17 protein-coding genes are annotated in these 20,091 nt (G+C 69.4%); 8 read left to right on the top strand and 9 right to left on the bottom strand.

Translation table 11 applies throughout. The features are described from left to right. The first annotated feature begins 60 nt into the window (after positions 1–60). Positions 61–1,032 carry a quinone oxidoreductase family protein gene (locus tag SACGLDRAFT_RS08745; protein WP_005463733.1) on the top strand — a complete coding sequence of 324 codons (972 nt, stop codon included), beginning with the start codon at positions 61–63 and terminating at the stop codon, positions 1,030–1,032. A gap of 63 nt (positions 1,033–1,095) precedes the next feature. Here SACGLDRAFT_RS08745 and SACGLDRAFT_RS08740 read toward each other — a convergent pair whose 3' ends face one another. From SACGLDRAFT_RS08740 to SACGLDRAFT_RS08730, 3 genes are all read right to left on the bottom strand, one after another. Beyond that, positions 1,096–1,719 carry an FKBP-type peptidyl-prolyl cis-trans isomerase gene (locus SACGLDRAFT_RS08740; protein WP_005463731.1) on the bottom strand — a complete coding sequence of 208 codons (624 nt, stop codon included), beginning with the start codon at positions 1,717–1,719 and terminating at the stop codon, positions 1,096–1,098. Positions 1,720–1,729: 10 nt separating this feature from the next. Then, on the bottom strand, positions 1,730–4,129 hold the full coding sequence (locus SACGLDRAFT_RS08735; RefSeq protein ID WP_005463730.1) for a HelD family protein: 2,400 nt from the start codon (positions 4,127–4,129) through the stop codon (positions 1,730–1,732). Positions 4,130–4,279: 150 nt separating this feature from the next. Continuing rightward, positions 4,280–5,260, bottom strand: coding sequence for a heme o synthase (locus tag SACGLDRAFT_RS08730; protein ID WP_040918795.1), 981 nt, complete (start codon positions 5,258–5,260; stop codon positions 4,280–4,282). Positions 5,261–5,633: 373 nt separating this feature from the next. On the opposite strand from SACGLDRAFT_RS08730, the gene tkt reads away from it, so the two are divergent. From tkt to SACGLDRAFT_RS08695, 7 genes are all read left to right on the top strand, one after another. Next, positions 5,634–7,727, top strand: coding sequence for a transketolase (gene tkt, locus SACGLDRAFT_RS08725; protein ID WP_005463728.1), 2,094 nt, complete (start codon positions 5,634–5,636; stop codon positions 7,725–7,727). A gap of 89 nt (positions 7,728–7,816) precedes the next feature. Beyond that, positions 7,817–8,938, top strand: coding sequence for a transaldolase (gene tal / locus SACGLDRAFT_RS08720; protein ID WP_005463727.1), 1,122 nt, complete (start codon positions 7,817–7,819; stop codon positions 8,936–8,938). Next, positions 8,938–10,554 carry a glucose-6-phosphate isomerase gene (locus SACGLDRAFT_RS08715; RefSeq protein ID WP_005463726.1) on the top strand — a complete coding sequence of 539 codons (1,617 nt, stop codon included), beginning with the start codon at positions 8,938–8,940 and terminating at the stop codon, positions 10,552–10,554. The genes tal and SACGLDRAFT_RS08715 overlap by 1 nt, the downstream gene beginning before the upstream one ends. After that, positions 10,551–12,080, top strand: coding sequence for a glucose-6-phosphate dehydrogenase (zwf, locus tag SACGLDRAFT_RS08710; protein ID WP_005463725.1), 1,530 nt, complete (start codon positions 10,551–10,553; stop codon positions 12,078–12,080). The genes SACGLDRAFT_RS08715 and zwf overlap by 4 nt, the downstream gene beginning before the upstream one ends. Positions 12,081–12,201: 121 nt before the next feature. Then, positions 12,202–13,335 (top strand): glucose-6-phosphate dehydrogenase assembly protein OpcA, encoded by a 1,134-nt coding sequence (gene opcA, locus SACGLDRAFT_RS08705; RefSeq protein ID WP_005463724.1) that lies wholly within the window; start codon positions 12,202–12,204, stop codon positions 13,333–13,335. Next, a complete protein-coding gene (gene pgl, locus SACGLDRAFT_RS08700) occupies positions 13,332–14,123 on the top strand; it encodes a 6-phosphogluconolactonase (protein WP_005463723.1) in 792 nt (263 codons plus the stop codon). Before opcA ends, pgl begins: the two co-directional genes overlap by 4 nt. A 141-nt stretch (positions 14,124–14,264) precedes the next feature. Next, on the top strand, positions 14,265–15,476 hold the full coding sequence (locus SACGLDRAFT_RS08695) for a sensor histidine kinase (protein WP_005463722.1): 1,212 nt from the start codon (positions 14,265–14,267) through the stop codon (positions 15,474–15,476). A 130-nt stretch (positions 15,477–15,606) separates the two neighbouring features. Here the strand turns inward: SACGLDRAFT_RS08695 and SACGLDRAFT_RS08690 are convergent, their stop codons facing one another. From SACGLDRAFT_RS08690 to SACGLDRAFT_RS08665, 6 genes are all read right to left on the bottom strand, one after another. Then, positions 15,607–15,951 (bottom strand): RNA polymerase-binding protein RbpA, encoded by a 345-nt coding sequence (locus tag SACGLDRAFT_RS08690; protein ID WP_005463720.1) that lies wholly within the window; start codon positions 15,949–15,951, stop codon positions 15,607–15,609. 55 nt (positions 15,952–16,006) lie between these two features. Continuing rightward, a complete protein-coding gene (gene secG, locus SACGLDRAFT_RS08685) occupies positions 16,007–16,237 on the bottom strand; it encodes a preprotein translocase subunit SecG (RefSeq protein ID WP_005463719.1) in 231 nt (76 codons plus the stop codon). Positions 16,238–16,296: 59 nt separating this feature from the next. After that, on the bottom strand, positions 16,297–17,082 hold the full coding sequence (gene tpiA, locus SACGLDRAFT_RS08680) for a triose-phosphate isomerase (RefSeq protein ID WP_005463718.1): 786 nt from the start codon (positions 17,080–17,082) through the stop codon (positions 16,297–16,299). Further along, positions 17,082–18,284, bottom strand: coding sequence for a phosphoglycerate kinase (locus SACGLDRAFT_RS08675; RefSeq protein WP_198283559.1), 1,203 nt, complete (start codon positions 18,282–18,284; stop codon positions 17,082–17,084). Before SACGLDRAFT_RS08675 ends, tpiA begins: the two co-directional genes overlap by 1 nt. 10 nt (positions 18,285–18,294) lie before the next feature. Next, positions 18,295–19,299, bottom strand: a complete 1,005-nt coding sequence (gene gap, locus SACGLDRAFT_RS08670; RefSeq protein ID WP_005463714.1) for a type I glyceraldehyde-3-phosphate dehydrogenase — start codon at positions 19,297–19,299, stop codon at positions 18,295–18,297. Positions 19,300–19,621: 322 nt separating this feature from the next. Beyond that, positions 19,622–20,086: an SRPBCC family protein gene (locus SACGLDRAFT_RS08665; RefSeq protein WP_005463711.1), complete on the bottom strand. Its 465-nt coding sequence runs from the start codon at positions 20,084–20,086 to the stop codon at positions 19,622–19,624. Positions 20,087–20,091 lie beyond the last annotated feature (5 nt).

The raw sequence follows: 20,091 nt of genomic DNA, 5'->3' as shown, positions 1-20,091 counted from the left end.
CGCGCGGAGATCGTGTTGAGTGGTGTTCGCACAATCGCACGGCTTTAGAGGAGGACACGCATGGTCACGGCGATTCGCATCGAGCGGACCGGAGGCCCGGAGGTGCTCGACGTCGCCGACATCGACATCTCTGAACCGGGACCGGGAGAGGTTCTGGTCGAGGTGGCCGCGGCGGGGGTGAACTACATCGACACCTACCAGCGCACCGGCATCTACTCGGTGCCCCTGCCCTACGTCCCCGGCATCGAGGGCGCGGGCCGGGTGCTCGCCGTCGGCGACGGAGTCACCGAGCTGTCGGTCGGCGACCGAGTGGCCTGGCAGGGGGTCCCGGGAGGCTACGCGGGCCGGGCCGTCGTACCCGCCGAGGCCGCGGTGAAGATCCCCGAGGGGGTGTCGGAAGAGACGGCCGCCGCGGTCCTGCTGCAGGGCATCACCGCGCACTACCTCACGACGTCCACCCACCCGGTGCGGGAGGGGGAGACCGTGCTGGTGCATGCGGCGGCGGGCGGTGTCGGGCTGCTCCTGATCCAGTTGGCGAAGGCCCGAGGAGCACGGGTGATCGGCACGGTGTCGACGCCGGAGAAGGAACAGCTGGCCCGTGAGACCGGCGCCGACGAGGTCATCCGCTACACCGAGCAGGACTTCGTGGCCGCCACCCGCGAACTGACCAACGGCGAGGGCGTCGACGTGGTGTACGACGGAGTCGGTGCCTCGACCTACGAGGGCAGCCTGTCCTGTCTGCGTCCCCGTGGTCTTCTCGCGCTGTTCGGCGCGGCGAGCGGGCCCGTGCCGCCGATCGACCCGCAACGCCTCAACCGGGGTGGTTCGTTGTTCCTGACCCGGCCCACGAGTGGCGACTACACGCGGACCAGGGAGGAGCTGGAGTGGCGGGTCGGCGAGCTGTTCGACGGACTCGCCGAGGGACGGCTGACTGTGCGGATCGGGGCGCGATACGCGCTGACCGACGCCCGGAAGGCCCATGAGGCCCTGGAAGGGCGCCGCACTACCGGCAAGGTGCTGCTGCTGCCCTGAGGCGCCTGTCGTGAGTGGACGGGCGGGGGACGCCACGTCCACTCACGACGAGCGCGCGGCAGGTCACTGCTGTGGCGCGATGTCCACGACCTCGGCGACCACCACGAGGGTCTCGCCGGCCAAGGGGTGGTCGCTGTCCTGGGCGAAGCCCATGTCCTCGGGAACGACGATCAGGCGCCGCGTGCCCTCCTGCGCTCCCTGCAACGCCTCGTTCCAGCCCTCGAACCCGGCCTGCTGCTCGCCGAGCTGGACGCTCAGCGTTCCGAGTTCACCGAAGGTGTTCTCCTTCACCTCGCCGTCCGACCACGCGACGATCGAGTAGTCGACGTCGAGCTGGTCTCCCTCGGCCGCGGCCGGGCCGCTGCCGGCCTGCAGCTCACGGGTCAGCAGCTCGGTCGGCGCGGAGCAGTCCCGAGGGATCGTGACCCGGTAGCCCTCGCCCTCACCGGACTGCGTGACCTCGATGTCCTCGGCCGTGCAGGCTTCGCCCCGCTCACCCTGCGTCGGCGACGTGGTGGACGTGGGAGAGGACGGCTGCTGTGTGCCCTGCGTAGGCTGCGCCGCCTGCTGCGACGGCGTGGGGTCGGCCCCCGGAGGCAGGTCCGAGGGCTGCTCGTTGGGCGGCGAGCACGCCGCGAGCGCCGCGGCGACGGCCGCCACGGTGATGATCTTGCCAGCGTTGCGCATGGTTGACACCCTATCCGGCCGCCGACGAGGACGTTTGCTCGCCTGAGAGTGCGGGCATCGGTGGTGCCGTGTGGACGATGCCCAACCGCTGAGTGGCACGCGTGAGGGCCACGTACAGGTCGTTGAGGCCCCGTGGCGACGCCTCGGCGATGCCTTCGGGGTCCACCACGATCACGGCGTCGAACTCCAGCCCCTTCGCCCGGTCCACTGTGAGCACCGACACCCTCGGGTTGTCGCCCGTGTCGTCGAATCCCGCCCTGGCCTGCGTCTCGGCCAGCTCGGCCGACAGTCGCCCCTCCTCCGCGTGAGGGCACAGGACCGCGAGCGTGCCTCCTCCTCGCTCCTCCATCAGGGCGGTCAGTTCCTCTTCCACCCATCGGCGGACGTCGGAGGCCAGCGAATCGGGTGAACTCGATCGCCGCCACGGCTCGACGCCGGACTCCCGCACCGACCTGGGAGCAGTGAGATCGGGATCGATCTCGGCGAGGACCGCCGAGGCCAATCTCATGATCTCGGCGGGTGTGCGGTAGTTCACGGTGAGCTCACGAAGCCGCCAGCGGTCGGCGACGTACGGCCGCAGTACCCGGTCCCACGACGAGGTACCCGCGGCCGATCCGGTCTGGGAGACGTCCCCCACCAGGGTCATGGATCGGCTGGGACACCGGCGCATGAGCAACCGCCAGTCCATTTCTGACAGTTCCTGGGCCTCGTCGACGATGACGTGTCCGAACGTCCAGGAACGGTCGAGGGCCGCGCGCTGGGCCGCGGTGAGGTTGCTACTGGCCTCCTGCCGCTCCGCCAACAGTTCCGCGTCGAGGACGTCCCGTACCCGGATGACCTCCTCGTCGATGATCTCGTCGTCCTGCTCCAGCACGTGCAACACGCCTTCGGCGTAGGCGCGTTCCTCGCGGCGTTGGCGTTCCCTGCGGGCCCTGGCCTCGGTGTCGTCCTCGCCCAGCAGTTCGGCGAGCTCGTCCAGCAGCGGGACGTCGGCGGGCGTCCACAGCGACCCCGGCTTGCGCAGCAGCGCCCGCCACTCCCGCTCCGGCAGGACGTCCCCGGCGGCCGAGCCCAGCCGTTCGGGATCGGTGAGCAGGTCGCTGAGCAGTTCCTGCGGGGTGAGTTTCGGCCACAGCGACTGCAACGCGGCCTGCACCGCCGGGTCCTCGGCGAGTTCCGCGCGAATGGTGGCGTGGTCGCGCGCGTCGAGCATGGGACCGCTGTCCACCTCGTCCTCGGTCAGCGGGATCTCGGGCAGCTCGTCGAGGACGTCCGATTCGAGCTTGCGCACCGCCTGGTCGGCCAGCGCGTCGAGCAGGCGGTCCACGAACACCCGACGGGCGAGGTTGTGAGGTTGCAGCGTCCGGCGGGCCTTCTCCCTGGCCCGCTCGCACGTCCTTCGGTCGAGGACCAGCACCTCACCGCCCTCGACGGGCACCTCCAGCACGTCCTCGGGAACGGTCTGGCGGTCCCGCACGGCCTTGTCGAGCACCTCGGTCATCACCAGCCTGCCCTTGATCTCCGCGGCCTCGGGAGTGTCGAGGCCGGTGGCGGACAGACCGGGGAACAACTCGCCGACGGTGGCGAGCAGCACGCCCGTCTCGCCCAGCGACGGCAGCACCTGCCCGATGTAGCGCAGGAACGTGCTGTTGGGGCCGACGACGAGCACCCCCCGCGTGGTGAGCTGCCTGCGATAGGTGTAGAGCAGGTACGCGGCACGATGCAGGGCCACGGCGGTCTTCCCGGTACCCGGACCGCCCTGGACCACCAGGACACCGTTCATGTCGGCGCGGATGATGCGGTCCTGCTCCGCCTGGATGGTCGACACGATGTCGGTCATCTCGCCGGTGCGCCTGCGCTCCAGCGCCGCCAGCAGCGCGGCCTCGCCCGCGAGTCCGAGGTGGTCGGTGTGTTCGCCCGCGCCGAGGTCCAGTACCTCGTCGTCGATACCGACGACCCGGCGGCTCAGCGTGCGGATGTGCCTGCGTCGCCGGACCCCCTCCGGGGATGCCGCCGTGGCGAGGTAGAACGGGCGAGCGACGGGTGCCCGCCAATCGATGAGCAACGGACGGTAGTCGTCACCGTCGTCGAACAGTCCGACACGGCCGATGTAGATGGTCGGCTCGTCGTCGGTGGCGTCCTCGGCGAAGTCGAGCCTGCCGAAGCACAGTCCCTGCTCCACGGACTTGAGCTGGGCCAGCCGGTCACTGTACGTCGCGGTGGCCGTCTCGCGTTCCGCCGCCTCCTGCGGGGGTTCCGCGGAGGAACGTAGTGCTTCGGTGAACTTGCGGTCGGCGAGCTCCCGCTCGGCGTCGAGCTTGTCGTAGAGCATCGAGACGTATGCCTGCTCCGCGGCGATCTCGGCGCGCTTGGCCTGATCCTGCTTCGAGGTCTGCGGGTCGAACGTCATTGTGCTGTCGGGTTCCCGATGATGCGGGGACACGGACACAATCAGCCCACTTTCGCGGTCGGGGGGACGGAATGGCCCAGGGATAACGAACGCGGAACGTAGGTAATTCCCGCTTCCGTCCATCCGGTGACGGGACGGACAGCGAGTGTGTCAGAACGGCAGCCCGAGAACCGGCAGACCGATCGCGGCGTCCACGGCGATCGCCACGAACACGATCATCAGATACGTGTTCGACCGGTGGAACAGCGCCATCGGCTTGGTCTTCTCACCGCGCACCACGCCCCGGTACAACCGGTGCGCGTAGAAGAGGAACCACGCGCCCGACAGCACGGCGAACGCGGTGTAGAGCCAACTGGTGGCCGGGACCAGCAGCAGGGTCCACGCCACCATGACCCACGAGTACACGAGGATCTGCTTCGCCACGTGCCTCGGGGTGGCCACGACGGGCAGCATGGGCACGCCCGCGCGCTCGTAGTCCTCCCGGTAACGCATCGCGAGCGCCCACGTGTGCGGCGGGGTCCAGAAGAAGACGACCCCGAACATCACGAAGGCCGGCCACTCCACGGTGCCCGTCACGGCGGCCCAGCCGATGACCACCGGCATACAGCCGGCCGCGCCACCCCAGACGACGTTCTGCGGTGTCCGCCGCTTGAGCAGCAGCGTGTACACGAAGATGTAGAAGAGGATCGTGACGACCGCGAGCACGGCGGAGAGCAGGTTCACCGTCGCGTAGAGCAGGCCGAACGAGGCCACTCCGAGGGCGACGCCGAAGATCAGCGCGTTGCGCCTCGGCACGGAGTCCCTCACCAGCGGGCGCCGCCGGGTCCGCTTCATCACCTTGTCGATGTCGGCGTCGATGACACAGTTCAACGCGTTGGCGCTGCCCGCGGCCATCGTGCCGCCAACGAGGGTGGCCAGGACCAGCCACGGCGACGGAATCTCCCGCCCCGCGAGGAACATCGCGGGAATCGTGGTGACGAGCAGCAGCTCGATCACCCTCGGCTTGGCGAGCGCGGCGTACGCGCCGATGACCTCACGCAGACCCCGCCGGCCACCAGCTTCCGACTCGCCAGTGGGATGCACGGCGCTGGTGTGCTCACTGCGCCCGTGCGCAGCGTTCACCAACGACATCTCGCTCCCTGTGCCTTGGATTTCGTCTAGGGCGTCGGCATGGACGCGATACCTTGACAGATCGTAGTAGAGCGGGCGCGGGCCCTGTCCGGCGGCACCCGCCAGGGGGACCGACGTCACGCCGACCGTCGCTCGGAGCATCCGCTTCCCGCTGTGCCCGTGATCGCTGACCGGCTCACCCCCGTCGACTAGGCTGGTCCCCGAACTCACCGGTACCCGTCGCCGGAGCCCGCCGTCGTGTCGAATCCTCGCAGGCCACGTCCTTCGACAAGACCGGCACACCGGGTTCAGGATCGATTAAGATCGTCGTGACGGGCACGGCCGGGTAACCGGCAAAGAACAGCCAAGCCGAGACCTCTAGGGAGCCGAGTCAGTGTCGGAGATCGCCCCTTCGGAGAACAACCCACTGTTGCGCCGGAACTACCCGGCCGACTGGACGGATCTGGACACCCGCGCGGTGGACACGATCCGCGTGCTGGCGGCCGATGCCGTCGAGCACTGCGGCAGCGGGCACCCCGGCACCGCCATGAGCTTGGCGCCGGTGGCCTACTCGCTGTTCCAGCGCATCATGCGCCACGACCCCGCCGCCCCGGAGTGGCCCGCCAGGGACCGGTTCGTGCTGTCGGCCGGTCACAGCAGCCTCACGCTGTACATCCAGCTCTTCCTCGCCGGCTACGGGCTGGAGATGGAAGACCTCAAGCAGCTCCGGAAGTGGGGCTCGAAGACCCCCGGCCACCCCGAGTACCGGCACACGCCGGGTGTCGAGACCACCACCGGCCCGCTCGGTCAGGGCTTGGCCAACGCGGTGGGCATGGCCATGGCGGCACGTCGTGAGCGCGGTCTGCTCGACCCGGACGCCCCGCAGGGCGAGAGCCCGTTCGACCACTACATCTACGTCATCGCGTCCGACGGTGACATCGAGGAGGGCGTGACCGCCGAGGCGTCCTCGATCGCGGGCCGCCAGGAGCTCGGCAACCTCGTCGTCATCTACGACGACAACAAGATCTCCATCGAGGACGACACCAACATCGCGCTGTCCGAGGACACCGCCAAGCGCTACGAGGCCTACGGCTGGCACGTGCAGGTGGTCGAGGGCGGCGAGGACGTCGTCGCGTTCGAGCGCGCCATCGAGGCCGCGAAGGCGGAGACGACGCGTCCGTCGTTCATCCTGCTGCGCACCGTCATCGGCTATCCCGCGCCGAACAAGATGAACACCGGTAAGGCCCACGGCGCCGCCCTCGGCGCCGAGGAAGTCGCCGCCGTGAAGAAGGCGCTGGGCTTCGACCCCGAGGTCAGCTTCCACATCGACGACGAGGTGCTGGCCCACACCCGCAAGGTCGGCGAGCGCGCCAAGGCCGAGCGGGAGAAGTGGCAGCAGGCTTTCGACGCGTGGGCGAAGGCCAACCCGGAGCGCAAGGAACTGGCCGACCGCCTCCGCACCCGGACTCTGCCCGCGGGCTGGGAGGAGAAGCTGCCGAGCTGGGAGCCGGACCCCAAGGGCATCGCGACCCGCAAGGCCTCCGGTGAGGTGCTCAACGCCATCGGTGACGTGCTGCCGGAGCTGTGGGGCGGCTCGGCCGACCTCGCCGAGAGCAACAACACGCTCATCAAGAACTCCGACTCGTTCGGCCCGGAGAGCGCGTCGACGGGCATGTTCACCGCGCACCCGTACGGCCGGAACCTCCACTTCGGGGTCCGTGAGCACGCCATGGGCGCGATCCTCAACGGCATCGCCCTGCACGGCGGCACGCGCCCGTACGGCGCCACGTTCCTCATCTTCAGCGACTACATGCGGCCGTCGGTCCGACTGGCCGCGCTGATGAAGGCCCCCGTGGTGTACGTGTGGACGCACGACTCGATCGGCCTCGGCGAGGACGGCCCGACGCACCAGCCGATCGAGCAGCTCGCCTCGCTGCGCGCCATTCCCGGCCTGAACGTCGTCCGGCCCGCCGACGCCAACGAGACCGCGGCGGCGTGGAAGGCGGCGCTGGAGGACACCGAGGCCCCCACGGGCCTGGCGCTGACCCGACAGAACGTGCCGGTGCTGGAGGGCACCAGTGCCGAGGGCGTGGCCAGGGGCGGCTACGTGCTCGCCGAGGCGTCCAGCGGCTCCCCCGAGGTCGTCATCATCGCCACGGGCTCGGAGGTGCAGCTCGCGGTGCAGGCCCGCGAGGTGCTCGAGGCCGAGGGCACTCCCACCAGCGTGGTCTCCATGCCGTGCGTGGAGTGGTTCGACAAGCAGGACCAGGCCTACCGTGACGCCGTCATCCCGCCGACCGTCAAGGCGCGGGTCGTGGTCGAGGCGGGCGTGGCCCAGCCGTGGTACCGGTTCGTGGGCGACGCGGGCGAGATCGTGTCGATCGAGCACTTCGGCGCCTCGGCCGACTACAAGACGCTCTACGAGAAGTTCGGGATCACCGCCGAGGCCGTGGTGGCCGCGGCCCGCCGCTCGCTGGCCAGGAGCTGACGTCGCGGCACGCAGTCCGGCGGGTGGGCGTCACGAGAACGACGTGACGCCCACCCGCGAGGAGTCGATACCTGGGAAGGGATGACGTCATGGGCAACACGAACAAACTGGCCCAACTCTCCGAGGCGGGGGTGTCGGTCTGGCTCGACGACCTGTCGCGGGAGCGGCTGCGCTCCGGCAACCTGGCGGAGCTGATCCGGGACAAGCACGTCGTCGGGGTCACTACCAACCCGACCATCTTCGCGAACGCCCTGTCGAAGGGTGAGTCGTACGACGAGCAGATCCGGGAACTCGCCGCGCGCGACGCGGACGTGCACGCCGCCGTCCGCGAACTGACCACCAGCGACGTGCGCGAGGCCGCAGACCTCTTCCGCGACATCTACACCGCCACGAACGGCCTCGACGGTCGCGTCTCGATCGAGGTCGACCCCGGTCTGGCCCGCGACACCGACAAGACCGTGGCCGAGGCCGAGGAACTGTGGAAGACGGTCGACCGGCCCAACATCTTCGTCAAGATCCCGGCCACCGAGCAGGGCCTGCCCGCCATCACGCGGACCCTGGCCGACGGCATCAGCGTCAACGTGACCCTGATCTTCTCGGTGGAGCGCTACCGCGCCGTGATCGAGGCGTTCTTCGACGGCCTCGAACAGGCGAAGGCGAATGGGCACGACCTGTCGAAAATCCAGTCGGTGGCGTCCTTCTTCGTCTCCCGCGTCGACACCGAGGTGGACAAGCGCCTGGAGGCCATCGGCGGCGAGGAGGCGCTGGCCCTGCGCGGCGAGGCCGCCATCGCCAACGCCCGGCTCGCCTACGCGGCGTACGAGGAGCTGTTCGCCGGTGAGCGCTGGGCGGCGCTCAAGGCGGCGGGGGCCAACCCGCAGCGCCCGCTGTGGGCCTCCACCGGGGTGAAGAACCCGGACTACTCCGACACCCGGTACGTGGACGAGCTCGTCGTCGCGGGCACCGTCAACACGATGCCCGAAAAGACCCTCGAAGCGGTCGCGGATCATGCGAACATCCAGGGTGACACCGTGACGGGCACGGCCGAGCGGGCGCAGCAGGTGTTCGACCGGCTCGTCGCCGTCGGCATCGACCTCGACGACGTCTTCCGCACGCTCGAAGACGAGGGTGTGGAGAAGTTCGACAAGTCCTGGGCCGAACTGCTCGACACGGTTCGCGGCCAGTTGGACTCGGCGAAGGCACGGAACTGATGACGGAACGCACGACGGTCGATATCACCGACGCCGCTCTCGCCGACGCGGCGCGACCGCTGCTGGACAAGCTCGTCTCCGACCGGGTGGCGAGCGCGCTCACCGCCCAGACCGCGACGCTGTGGGGCGAGGAGGCCGAATCGGAGGCGTCGATCCGCCTGGCGTGGACGACGCTGCACAAGAGCTCGCGACCGCTGATCGGCGAGATCGAGGCGCTGCGGACGGAACTGCGTTCGGAGGGCGTCGACCGGATTGTCCTCGCGGGCATGGGTGGTTCGTCGCTCGCGCCGGAGGTGATCACCGGCACCGAGGGCGTGCCCCTGACCGTGCTGGACACCACCGACGCGGGCCAGGTGGCCGACGCCCTCGCCGGTGACCTCGAACGCACGGCGCTCGTGGTGTCGTCGAAGTCCGGCACCACCGTGGAGACCGACAGCCATCGGCGCATCTTCGCGGAGGCGTTCGCCAAGGCCGGGATCGACGCCGCGCGGCGGATGATCGTCGTCACCGACCCCGGATCGCCGCTGGCGGAGCTCGCCGAGTCGGAGGGCTACCGGAAGGTCTTCCTCGCCGACCCGCACGTGGGTGGCCGGTACTCCGCGCTGACCGCGTTCGGCCTCGTGCCCGCAGGGTTGGCGGGTGCGGACGTCGCGCGGTTGCTCGACCAGGCCGCGGGCGTGGCGGAGACGCTGTCCTCCGACTCCCCGGACAACCCCGCGCTGCGGCTGGCCGCCGCGCTGGCCGCCGCGCACGACGCCGGGGCCGAGAAGGTCGTGCTCGCCGACACCGGGTCCGGAATCGCCGGGTTCGGCGACTGGGCCGAGCAGCTCATCGCCGAGTCCACCGGCAAGCAGGGCACCGGCCTGCTGCCCGTGGTGGTCGAAAGCCCCACCGCACCCGGCTTCGCGGACGCGGGCCCGGACGCCACCGCCGTGGCGGTGGGTCCGTCGGTGGCGGGGTCGGCCGTCTCGACCACCGGTTCCCTCGGCGCCCTGTTCCTGCTGTGGGAGTACGCCGTGGCGGTGGCGGGCAGGCTGCTCGGCATCAACCCGTTCGATCAGCCCGACGTGGAGGCCGCGAAGAAGGCCGCGCGGGCATTGCTCGACAACCCGCACGCGCTCTCCGGCACCGAGGAGCCCACGGCCGTGATCGGCCCGGTGGAGGTCTACGGCCCGGTGGGCGACGCGGGAACCGGCACGCTCACCGACGTGTTGCGCGAGTTCGTCGACGGGGTCGCCGAGGGCGGCTACCTCGCCGTCCAGGCCTATCTCGACCGGCTCGATGACGCGTCCGCCACCGTGCTGCGGAGCGAGCTCGCACGGCGTTCGGGACGGCAGACCACCTTCGGTTGGGGGCCTCGCTTCCTGCACTCCACGGGGCAGTACCACAAGGGCGGTCACCGCAACGGCAGCTTCCTCCAGATCACGGGAGCGGTCGAGGAGGACATCGCCGTGCCGGGGCGCCCCTACACCCTCAGCACGTTGCAGCTGGCCCAGGCCCTCGGTGACGGGCAGGTGCTGGCCGACACGGGGAGGCCCGTGCTCCGGCTGCACCTCACCGACCGGGCCGCGGGCCTCGCGGACGTGGTCCGAGCCGTACAGGAGCTCACTCGATGAGGCAAGGTTGGACCAACCCGCTGCGTGACCCGCGTGACAAGCGGCTGCCGAGGATCGCCGGGCCGTCGAGCCTGGTGATCTTCGGCGTCACCGGCGACCTGTCGCGCAAGAAACTCATGCCCGCGATCTACGACCTCGCCAACCGAGGTCTGCTGCCCGCGGGGTTCTCGCTCATCGGTTTCGCCCGCCGGGAATGGGAGCATCAGGACTTCGGCCAGCAGGTGCACGACGCCGTGGCCGAACACGCGCGAACGCCGTTCCGCGAGTCGGTGTGGAACCGGCTCGCCGAGGGCATCAGGTTCGTCCAGGGGTCCTTCGACGACGACGCCGCGTTCGACCAGCTCGCCGAGACCGTGAAGAAGCTGAGCGAGGAACGCGGTACCGGCGGCAACACCGCGTTCTACCTGTCCATCCCGCCGTGGGCGTTCCCCGTGGTGACCAAGCAGCTCGCCCGCTGCGGGCTCGCGGAGTCCAGTGAGGACGTGTGGCGACGGGTCGTGGTGGAGAAGCCGTTCGGGCACGACCTCCAAAGCGCCAGGGAACTCAACGCCATCGTCAACGACGTCTTCCCCGAGGAATCGGTGTTCCGCATCGACCACTACCTCGGCAAGGAGACGGTGCAGAACATCCTGGCCCTGCGGTTCGCGAACCAGTTGTTCGAGCCGATCTGGAACTCCAACTACGTCGACCACGTGCAGATCACCATGGCCGAGGACATCGGTCTCGGTGGTCGGGCGGGGTACTACGAAGGCATCGGCGCGGCCCGCGACGTCATCCAGAACCACCTGCTCCAGTTGCTCGCCCTCACGGCGATGGAGGAGCCGGTGTCGTTCGATCCCCAGGCGCTGCGCGCCGAGAAGGTGAAGGTGCTGGGGGCCACCAAGGCCGTGGGGCCGTTCGACGAGACCACGGCGCGAGGCCAGTACACCGGGGGATGGCAGGGCGGCAAGAAGGTTCCCGGCCTGCACCAGGAACAGGGATTCCCGAAGGATTCCACCACCGAGACGTACGCGGCCGTGACGCTGGAGGTGCGCAACCGCCGCTGGGCGGGCGTGCCGTTCTACCTGCGCACGGGCAAGCGACTGGGACGGCGGGTCACCGAGGTGGCCGTGGTGTTCAAGCGGGCCCCGCACCTGCCGTTCGACTCGACGTCCACCGAGGAACTCGGGGAGAACGCGCTGGTGATCCGGGTCCAGCCCGACGAGGGCGTGACGATGCGCTTCGGCTCGAAGGTGCCGGGGACCACGATGGAGGTCCGCGACGTCACGATGGACTTCGGTTACGGGCACGCGTTCACCGAGAGCTCGCCCGAGGCCTACGAACGACTGATCCTCGACGTACTGCTGGGCGAGCCGTCGCTGTTCCCCGGCAACGAGGAGGTCGAGCTGTCCTGGCAGATTCTCGACCCGGTGCTCGAACACTGGGCCAAGCTCGGCGCGCCGGAACCGTACGAGCCGGGGTCGTGGGGGCCGCCGTCGGCGGAGGCGATGATGGCCCGCACGGGCCGCACTTGGAGGCGTCCGTGACCGATACTGGCCGAACGGTCACGAGCGCCGACCGGGTGCGGGTGTCCCGCATGACACCGCGGGAGGCGTCCGTGACCGACACCGGCCGAGCGGTCGCCGGGGATCAACACAGGAGACTTCGATGATCATCGATCTGCCGTCGACCACGACGTCGCAGTTGAACAAGAAGCTCGTCGAGATCCGTGAGCGTGGCGGTGCGGTGGCCCTGGGCCGGGTGCTGACGCTGGTGATCGCCGCGGAGGACGACGACCAGCTCGAAGACGCCATCGACGCGGCCAACGAGGCGAGTCGCGAGCACCCGTCGCGGGTCATCGTGGTGGCCAAGGGAGCTCGCACGGCCGCTCCCCGCATCGACGGCCAGATCCGGGTCGGTGGGGACGCGGGAGCGAGTGACGTCATCGTGCTGCGCCTGTACGGGCCTCTCGCGAACCAGGGACGGAGCGCGGTGGTGCCGCTGCTGCTGCCCGACACGCCGACCGTCACGTGGTGGCCGGGCAAGGGACCGAAAGCCCCCGCGAAGGACCAGCTCGGCCAGCTCGCGCAACGCCGGATCACGGACTCGGCGGCCGAGACCAACCCCATCCGCGCGCTGACCACCCGCAGCAAGTTCTATGTGGACGGTGACACCGACCTGGCGTGGACGCGGTTGACCAATTGGCGCGCGCAGTTGGTGGCGGCACTCGACCTGCCGCCCTACGAGCCGATCACCAGCGCGTCGGTCACGGGCGAGGCCGACTCGCCCTCCACGGAGTTGCTCGCGGGATGGCTCGCCGAGTACCTGAACGTGCCGGTGAAGCGCATCAAGACCACCGAGGCCCAGGGCATCGTGGCGGTCCGTCTCGAACGGCCGTCGGGCCCCATCGAGCTCTACCGTCCCGACGGCAAGACGGGCACGCTGACCCAACCGGGGCAGCCCGCTCGGCGGATCGCACTACACCGGCGCGGCACCCGTGACTGCCTCATCGAGGAACTGCGCAGGCTCGACCCCGACGAGGTCTACGAGGCCGCGCTGCGGGGGCTCGGCAAGTTCTCCTCCGCGCGCAAGCCCGCCAGGCCTTCCGTCACCGCGGGCGGCGGGGCGGCACGTAAGAACCGCACGTCACCCTCGAAGACCACGCGGGAGACGAAGGACGCCACCGACTCGAAACCGAGCAAGGCCACACCGAAGACCGAGGCCACGCCGAAGGCGGGGACGAAGACGAAGCCGCGGACGAAGGCGAAGGCCGAGGCCGAGGAGAAGGAGGCGAAGGCATGAGTGGGACTTCCGGCACCGACACCACCGTCGTCGTCCACCCCGACGCGGACGTCCTCGCGGCGGCCGCCGCGGCACGCCTGATCGCCGCCCTCGCCGACGTGCAGGCTCGCAAGGGTTCGGCCTCGGTCGTGCTGACCGGCGGTGGTACGGGTATCGCCGTGTTGGAGCAGGTTCGCCGTAGCCCCGCCCGTGACGCCGTGGACTGGTCCCGGCTGGACGTCTACTGGGGCGACGAACGCTTCGTTCCCGCCGACGACGCCGAACGCAACGAAAAGCAAGCGCGTGAGGCGCTGCTGGACCACGTACCGGTGGACGAGTCCCGAGTCCACCCGATGGCCGCCTCCGACGGCGCCTTCGGCGACGACCCGGACGCGGCCGCCGCGGCCTACGCGGAAACCCTCGCCGCGGCCGCTCGCTCGGCCAGCACGGCGACCGGAGCGGCGGAGGTGCCTTCGTTCGACGTACTCCTGCTCGGCCTCGGGGGCGAAGGCCACACGGCGTCGATTTTCCCGAACTCCCCCGCCGCCGGGGAGAACCGGGTGTCGGTCGTGGCCGTACGCGACTGCCCGAAGCCACCGCCCACACGACTGTCGCTGACGTTCCCCGCCATTCGGGCGGCGGAGGAAGTGTGGCTGCTCACCTCGGGTGAGGCCAAGGCGGACGCGGTCGCCCTCGCGTTGGCCGGCGCCGATCCGGTGAGCCTGCCGGTGGCGGGAGCCCGCGGAAAGCAGCGCACCGTCTGGCTTCTCGACAAAGCCGCCGCGGCGAAGGCCCAGACCACTCGCTGAAACGACCACGACGCGCGGGACACGTGAACTACACGTGTCCCGCGCGTTTCGTTGCAAGCGCACACGGTACGGGGGTTGCGCTCCTCGACGGGCCGCAGAAACCTCTCTGTGTCGAGTCCACAAGACGAGAGGTCGAAACCAATGACCACACAGGGAATCTCCCTTACCGGAGTCCCGGTCAGCGGTCCTAGCTCGGGGACTGCCGACCCGCCGCGAAAACGCACCGCGGCGCTGTCCCTCCGGTCGCATGTGCTGTCGAGATATCCCGCCGTCACGGCAGCGGCGACGGACATCGCGTTCGTCGTCATCGCGATACTCGACGTGTGGCTGGTGGTTCCCGAGGAAGCACCGTCGTATTCGGTCTATCTCTCCGCGGCCGCTTGCGCGGCTCTGCTGTTGCGCCGCACGTTGCCGTTCACGGCGGTCGTTCTCACCGTCCCCGGATTCTTCGCGGGTTGGGCGCAACTGGCGGCCATGTTCGCGTTGGGGTCGCTGGCGACCCGAAAGCCGTTCCACTGGCACATGTGGACCGCCGCCGGACTGGTGTGGCTGTGCCGCTTCGTGCTCTGGCCACTGGAGGACTTCGTCGACCTCACCTGGCGGATGCACATTCTCGACGCAATCTACGGCGTGATCGTGGCGGGCATGCCCGTGGCGATCGGCCTGCTGATCGCGGCGAGGACGGAACTGGCCACCCGGCTGTCGGAATTGGCGGAAAGCCGCGACCGGGAACGGCAACTGCACGCGCAAGCGGTGCGGGCCGAGGAACGCGCTCGGCTCGCGAGAGAGATGCACGACGTGGTGTCCCACGACATCACGCTCATCGCCATGCAGGCGGGGGCGCTGTCGGCGGCGAACGTCGACGACGACGCCAAGAAGACCGCCGAGACGATCCGCGCACTCAGCACGCGCACGTTGGAAGAACTCCGAGGGCTCGTGGGAGTGCTGCGGTCGGGCGCCGACATGGCGGTCCAGGCCGATCTCCGTGACCTCGACGACCTCGTCGAGAACGCCGGCGTTCCGGTGCGGGTCACGGTGAAGGACGTGCCGACATCCCTACCCGCACAGGTGTCGGCAGCGGCCTATCGGACGGTGCAGGAAGGGCTCACCAACGTCCGTAAGCACGCGCCCGGCGCCACCGCGTTCGTCAACGTCTCGGCCACCTGCGACACCGTGTGCGTGGACGTCCGCAACGACAAACCCCGGTCGCGGCGTAACCCCGCGCTGCCCCGCGGGGGCGGTTACGGGCTCGCGGGGCTCGCCGAACGCGCCAAGTTGTTGGGCGGCAAGTTCGAGACCGAGACCACCGACGACGGCGGTTTCCACATCCACGCCTGCTATCCGTTCACCTGACCACGAAGGCCACTTTTCCCGCGCAAGTGAAGGCCACCTTTCCCTGCGGCTGGCGCAGGAAAGGTGGCCTTCGTGGTTTCCTCGTGTGCTGTTGTCGTCTCCGGCCGCCCGAAGGGGCGGGCCGAGCTGGTCAGCTCTCGCCTCGACGGCGCCGTAGCCGTTCCAACGCCTCGGCCAGGATGGCCTCGCCGTCGGCGTCACTACGACGTTCCTTCACGTACGCCAGATGGGACTTGTACGGCTCCGTGCGGGGGGCCGCAGGAGGATTCTCCTTGTCGAGCCCCGCCGGAAGACCGCACCGAGGGCAGTCCCACTCCTGCGGGATCTCCGCGTCCATCGCGAACGACGGACGCGATTCGTGCCCATTGGCGCACCAGTAGGAAACCCGGCGACGCGGAGCGGCCTCCCCACGCTCCGTCTCACCGGACGGGCCCGCTCCGATCCGCGTGCCTCGAATCGCGTTACCGCCAACCATGAAATTGTCACCCCACCAGATGAGTTGACGTACGCTCCTCGCACGCCAACGTCGATCAGAGTTTCATCAGCAGGCCGAGCCCCACGATGGCGATCACCCATACCGCCCCGAGTCCGAGCGTGATCCGGTCGAGGTTCTTCTCGGCCACGCTCGAACCCGCAAGGCTCGACTGCATACCGCCACCGAACAGGGACGACAGCCCGCCGCCGCGACCACGGTGCAGCAACACCGCGATGATGAGCAGCACGCTGGAGACGATCAACAAAATTTGCAGGAACAGTTCCATGTCATCCTCTGTGTACAGCGTGTGGCGGGAACCTCAAGGGTAGCGTAAACGCCACCCTGTCAGGGGAGCGGGCCGCCGGCGGCGAGAGCGCACAGCTTGGTGAACTCCTCGCCGTCGAGACTCGCCCCGCCGACGAGGGCTCCGTCGACGTTGTCGCACTTCACGAGATCTGCCACGTTGCTCGACTTGACCGACCCGCCGTAGAGCACGCGGATCTGCTGGGCGAGTTCGGCACCGTACTTGTCCGCCAGGGCGGACCGCAACGCGGCGCACACCTCCTCGGCGTCGGCGGGCGTGGCGACCCGGCCGGTGCCGATGGCCCAGACCGGTTCGTAGGCCACAACGACGCGTTCCACCTGCTCGGCCTTGAGTCCCTTCAGGGCCGCGAGGAGTTGCGAGGTCGTGTGCTCGATGTGACCGCCCGCCTCGCGCACGTCGAGCTTCTCGCCGACACAGAGGATCGGGCTGAGGCCGTGCTTGAGGGCCGCACGGACCTTCTTGTTCACGATCTCGTCGGTCTCGGCGTGGTACTCGCGCCGCTCGGAGTGACCCACCACCACGTAGGTGCAGCCGAGCTTGGCGAGCATCGGGCCCGACACGTCGCCGGTGTAGGCGCCGGAGTCGTGCGGCGACAGGTCCTGCGCACCGTAGGTGAGCAGCAGCTTGTCGCCGTCGACCAGCGTCTGCACGCTGCGGATATCGGTGAACGGCGGCAGCACCGCCACGTCCACCTTCGCGTAGTACTTCTCCGGCAGGGAGAACGCGATCTTCTGCACCAGAGCGATGGCCTCAAGGTGGTTGAGGTTCATCTTCCAGTTGCCTGCGATCAGCGGCTTGCGGGCCATCAGCGCTCCTCACTCAGCACGGCGACACCGGGCAGGTCCTTGCCCTCCAGGTACTCCAGGGACGCCCCGCCTCCGGTGGAGATGTGCGAGAAGCCGTCCTCCGGCAGTCCCAGCAGACGCACGGCGGCGGCGGAGTCGCCACCACCGACGACGCTGAACGCCTCGGACTCCGCGATCGCGGTGGCCACTCCCCTGGTGCCCGCGGCGAACGGCGCCATCTCGAACACGCCCATCGGGCCGTTCCAGAACAGCGTCCGCGCGTCGCGGACCGCGGCACCGAACGCGGCCACCGTCTGGGGACCGACGTCGAGCCCCATCCAGCCTTCCTCGATGCCGGTGGCGGGAACCGTACGGGTGTTGGCGTCCGCGCTGAAGGCGTCGGCCACCACGAAGTCCACGGGCAGCACGAGCTTGTCGCCCGCCTCCGCCAGCAGCCGCTTGCAGGTGTCGACCATGTCGGTCTCCAGCAGCGAGGAGCCGACACCGTGTCCCTGGGCGGCGAGGAAGGTGAAGCACATCCCGCCACCGACCAGGAGCCGGTCGACCTTGGGCAGCAGCGCCTCGATGACGGCGAGCTTGTCCGAGACCTTGGAGCCACCGAGCACGACGGCGTACGGGCGTTCCGGGTCGCCGGTCAGGGTCCGCAGGACATCGAGCTCGGCGAGCACGAGCCCACCCGCGTAGGCGGGCAGAACGCGCGCGACGTCGTAGACCGAGGCCTGCTTGCGGTGCACCACACCGAACCCGTCGGAGACGAACGCGCCGTGCTCTCCGGTCAGGGCCGCCAGCTCGCGCGCCAGTTCGGCGCGCTCGTCCGCGTCCTTGCTGGTCTCCCTGGGGTCGAACCGCACGTTCTCCAGCAGGACGACGTCGCCGTCGCCCAGCGACTCCACCGCGGCCTTCGCCTTGTCGCCCACCACGTCACCGGCCAGGGTGACCTCGGTGCCGAGCAGCTCACCGAGCCGGGCGGCCACGGGCCGCAGCGAGAACGCGGGGTCCGGGGTGCCCTTGGGCCTGCCGAGGTGGGCGGCCACGATCACCCGCGCTCCGGCCTCGGAGAGCGAGCGGATCGTGGGCAGCGCGGCACGGACCCGACCGTCGTCCGTGATCTTCTCCCCGTCGAGCGGGACGTTCAGATCAGCGCGCACCAGCACGCGCCGACCCTTCACGCCCTCACCGAGCAGGTCGTCGAGAGTCTTCACCGCCATGGCGTCAGGACAGCTTCGAGCCGACGAGCTTCACCAGGTCCGCGAGGCGGTTGGAGTAGCCCCACTCGTTGTCGTACCAGCCGACGACCTTGACCTGGTTGTCGATGACCTTGGTCAGCGGCGCGTCGTAGATGCACGAGGCCGGGTCGGTGACGATGTCCGAGGACACGATCGGCTCGTCGCTGTAGCGGAGGATGCCCTTCAGCGGGCCCTCGGCGGCGGCCTTGTACGCGGCGTTGATCTCCTCGACCGTGGCGCTCTTCTCCAGCGTCACGGTGAGGTCGGTGGCCGAGCCGGTGGGCACCGGAACGCGCAGCGCGTAGCCGTCGAGCTTGCCGTTCAGCTCGGGCAGCACGAGGCCGATGGCCTTGGCCGCGCCGGTGGAGGTCGGCACGACGTTCAGCGCGGCGGCGCGGGCGCGACGCAGGTCCTTGTGCGGGCCGTCCTGCAGGTTCTGGTCCTGCGTGTAGGCGTGGACCGTGGTCATCAGGCCCTGCTTGATGCCGAACTCGTCGTGCAGCACCTTCGCCAGCGGCGCGAGGCAGTTCGTGGTGCAGGAGGCGTTGGAGATGATGGTCTGCGACCCGTCGTAGGCGGAGTCGTTGACCCCGAGGACGACGGTGAGGTCCTCACCCTTGGCCGGCGCGGAGATGATCACCTTCTTGGCGCCGCCGTCGATGTGCGCCTTCGCGGCCTCGGCCTTGGTGAAGAAGCCGGTGGACTCCACGACCACGTCGACACCGAGGTCGCCCCACGGAAGCTTGGCGGGGTCCTTCTCGGCGAGAGCCTTGATCGTCTTACCGCCGACGACGATGCCCTCGTCGGTGACGGAGACCTCTTCACTCAGCCGGCCCAGGACGCTGTCGTACTTGAGCAGGTGAGCCATCGTGGCGACGTCACCGAGGTCGTTGAAGGCGACGATCTCGATGTCATGGCCGCTGGCCTGCACGGCGCGGAAGAAGTTGCGGCCGATCCGGCCGAAGCCGTTGACGCCTACGCGAACCGTCACTGCTCTGCTCTCCTCGGGATTCCGCCCGGCCGTAACCGGGCTGACACTTCTTCGGGTTCCACCAGCCACCCTAGCGTGCTGGCCAGCGGGTATCCGAGTACCCCGACACGAGAGCTGCCCCACGCCCGCCGAACAGGCGAATCGATTAAGAAACGTGGGTCACACTCGGTTCCGACGCCTCAACCATGCGGGTCCGGCGGGGTCGGAGTGGAGGACGAGCACCCCGGACGCGGCGTGATCGACCTACCCGCTGTGATCAACACCTCACCCGCGGTGCGGGCGCCGTGGGGAGCGCTCGCGCGCGACCCGCCCTCGGCGACGGCTACGCCGTCGGCGGGTGCGGCACGTCGCCGCGCCAGCTCCCGGTCTCCCGGCCCCGGCTTTCGACGAACTCCTTGAACCGGTGCAGGTCGCTGTCGATGCGCCGCTCCAACATGCCGGTCCGGTCGGCGACCTTCTCCAAAAACCCGTCGGGGTCGATGTCCATCTGCGCCGTGACCCTGGTGCGGTCCCGATCGAGCCGGTGGAAGGTGATGACACCGGCATGGGTCGGACCGGAGTTGGAGGTCCAGGCCACGCGCTCGTCCGGGTGCTGCTCGGTGATGGTCGCGTCGAACTCGCGCTTCACCCCTCCCACCCGGGTCACCCAGTGGGTGTGGGTGTCGTCGAGCTGCCGGACCTCCTCGACGCCCTCCATGAACTCGGGAAACGACTCGAACTGGGTCCACTGGTTGTAGGCGGTGGACAGTGGGACGTCCACGTCGACAGCCTTCAAGACCGTGCTCATGGGTG

Source organism: Saccharomonospora glauca K62 (assembly GCF_000243395.2).
Taxonomy (GTDB): Bacteria; Actinomycetota; Actinomycetes; order Mycobacteriales; family Pseudonocardiaceae; genus Saccharomonospora; species Saccharomonospora glauca.
The sequence above is the reverse complement of the archived record's forward strand: the minus strand, read 5'-3'. Positions and strand labels throughout refer to the sequence as shown.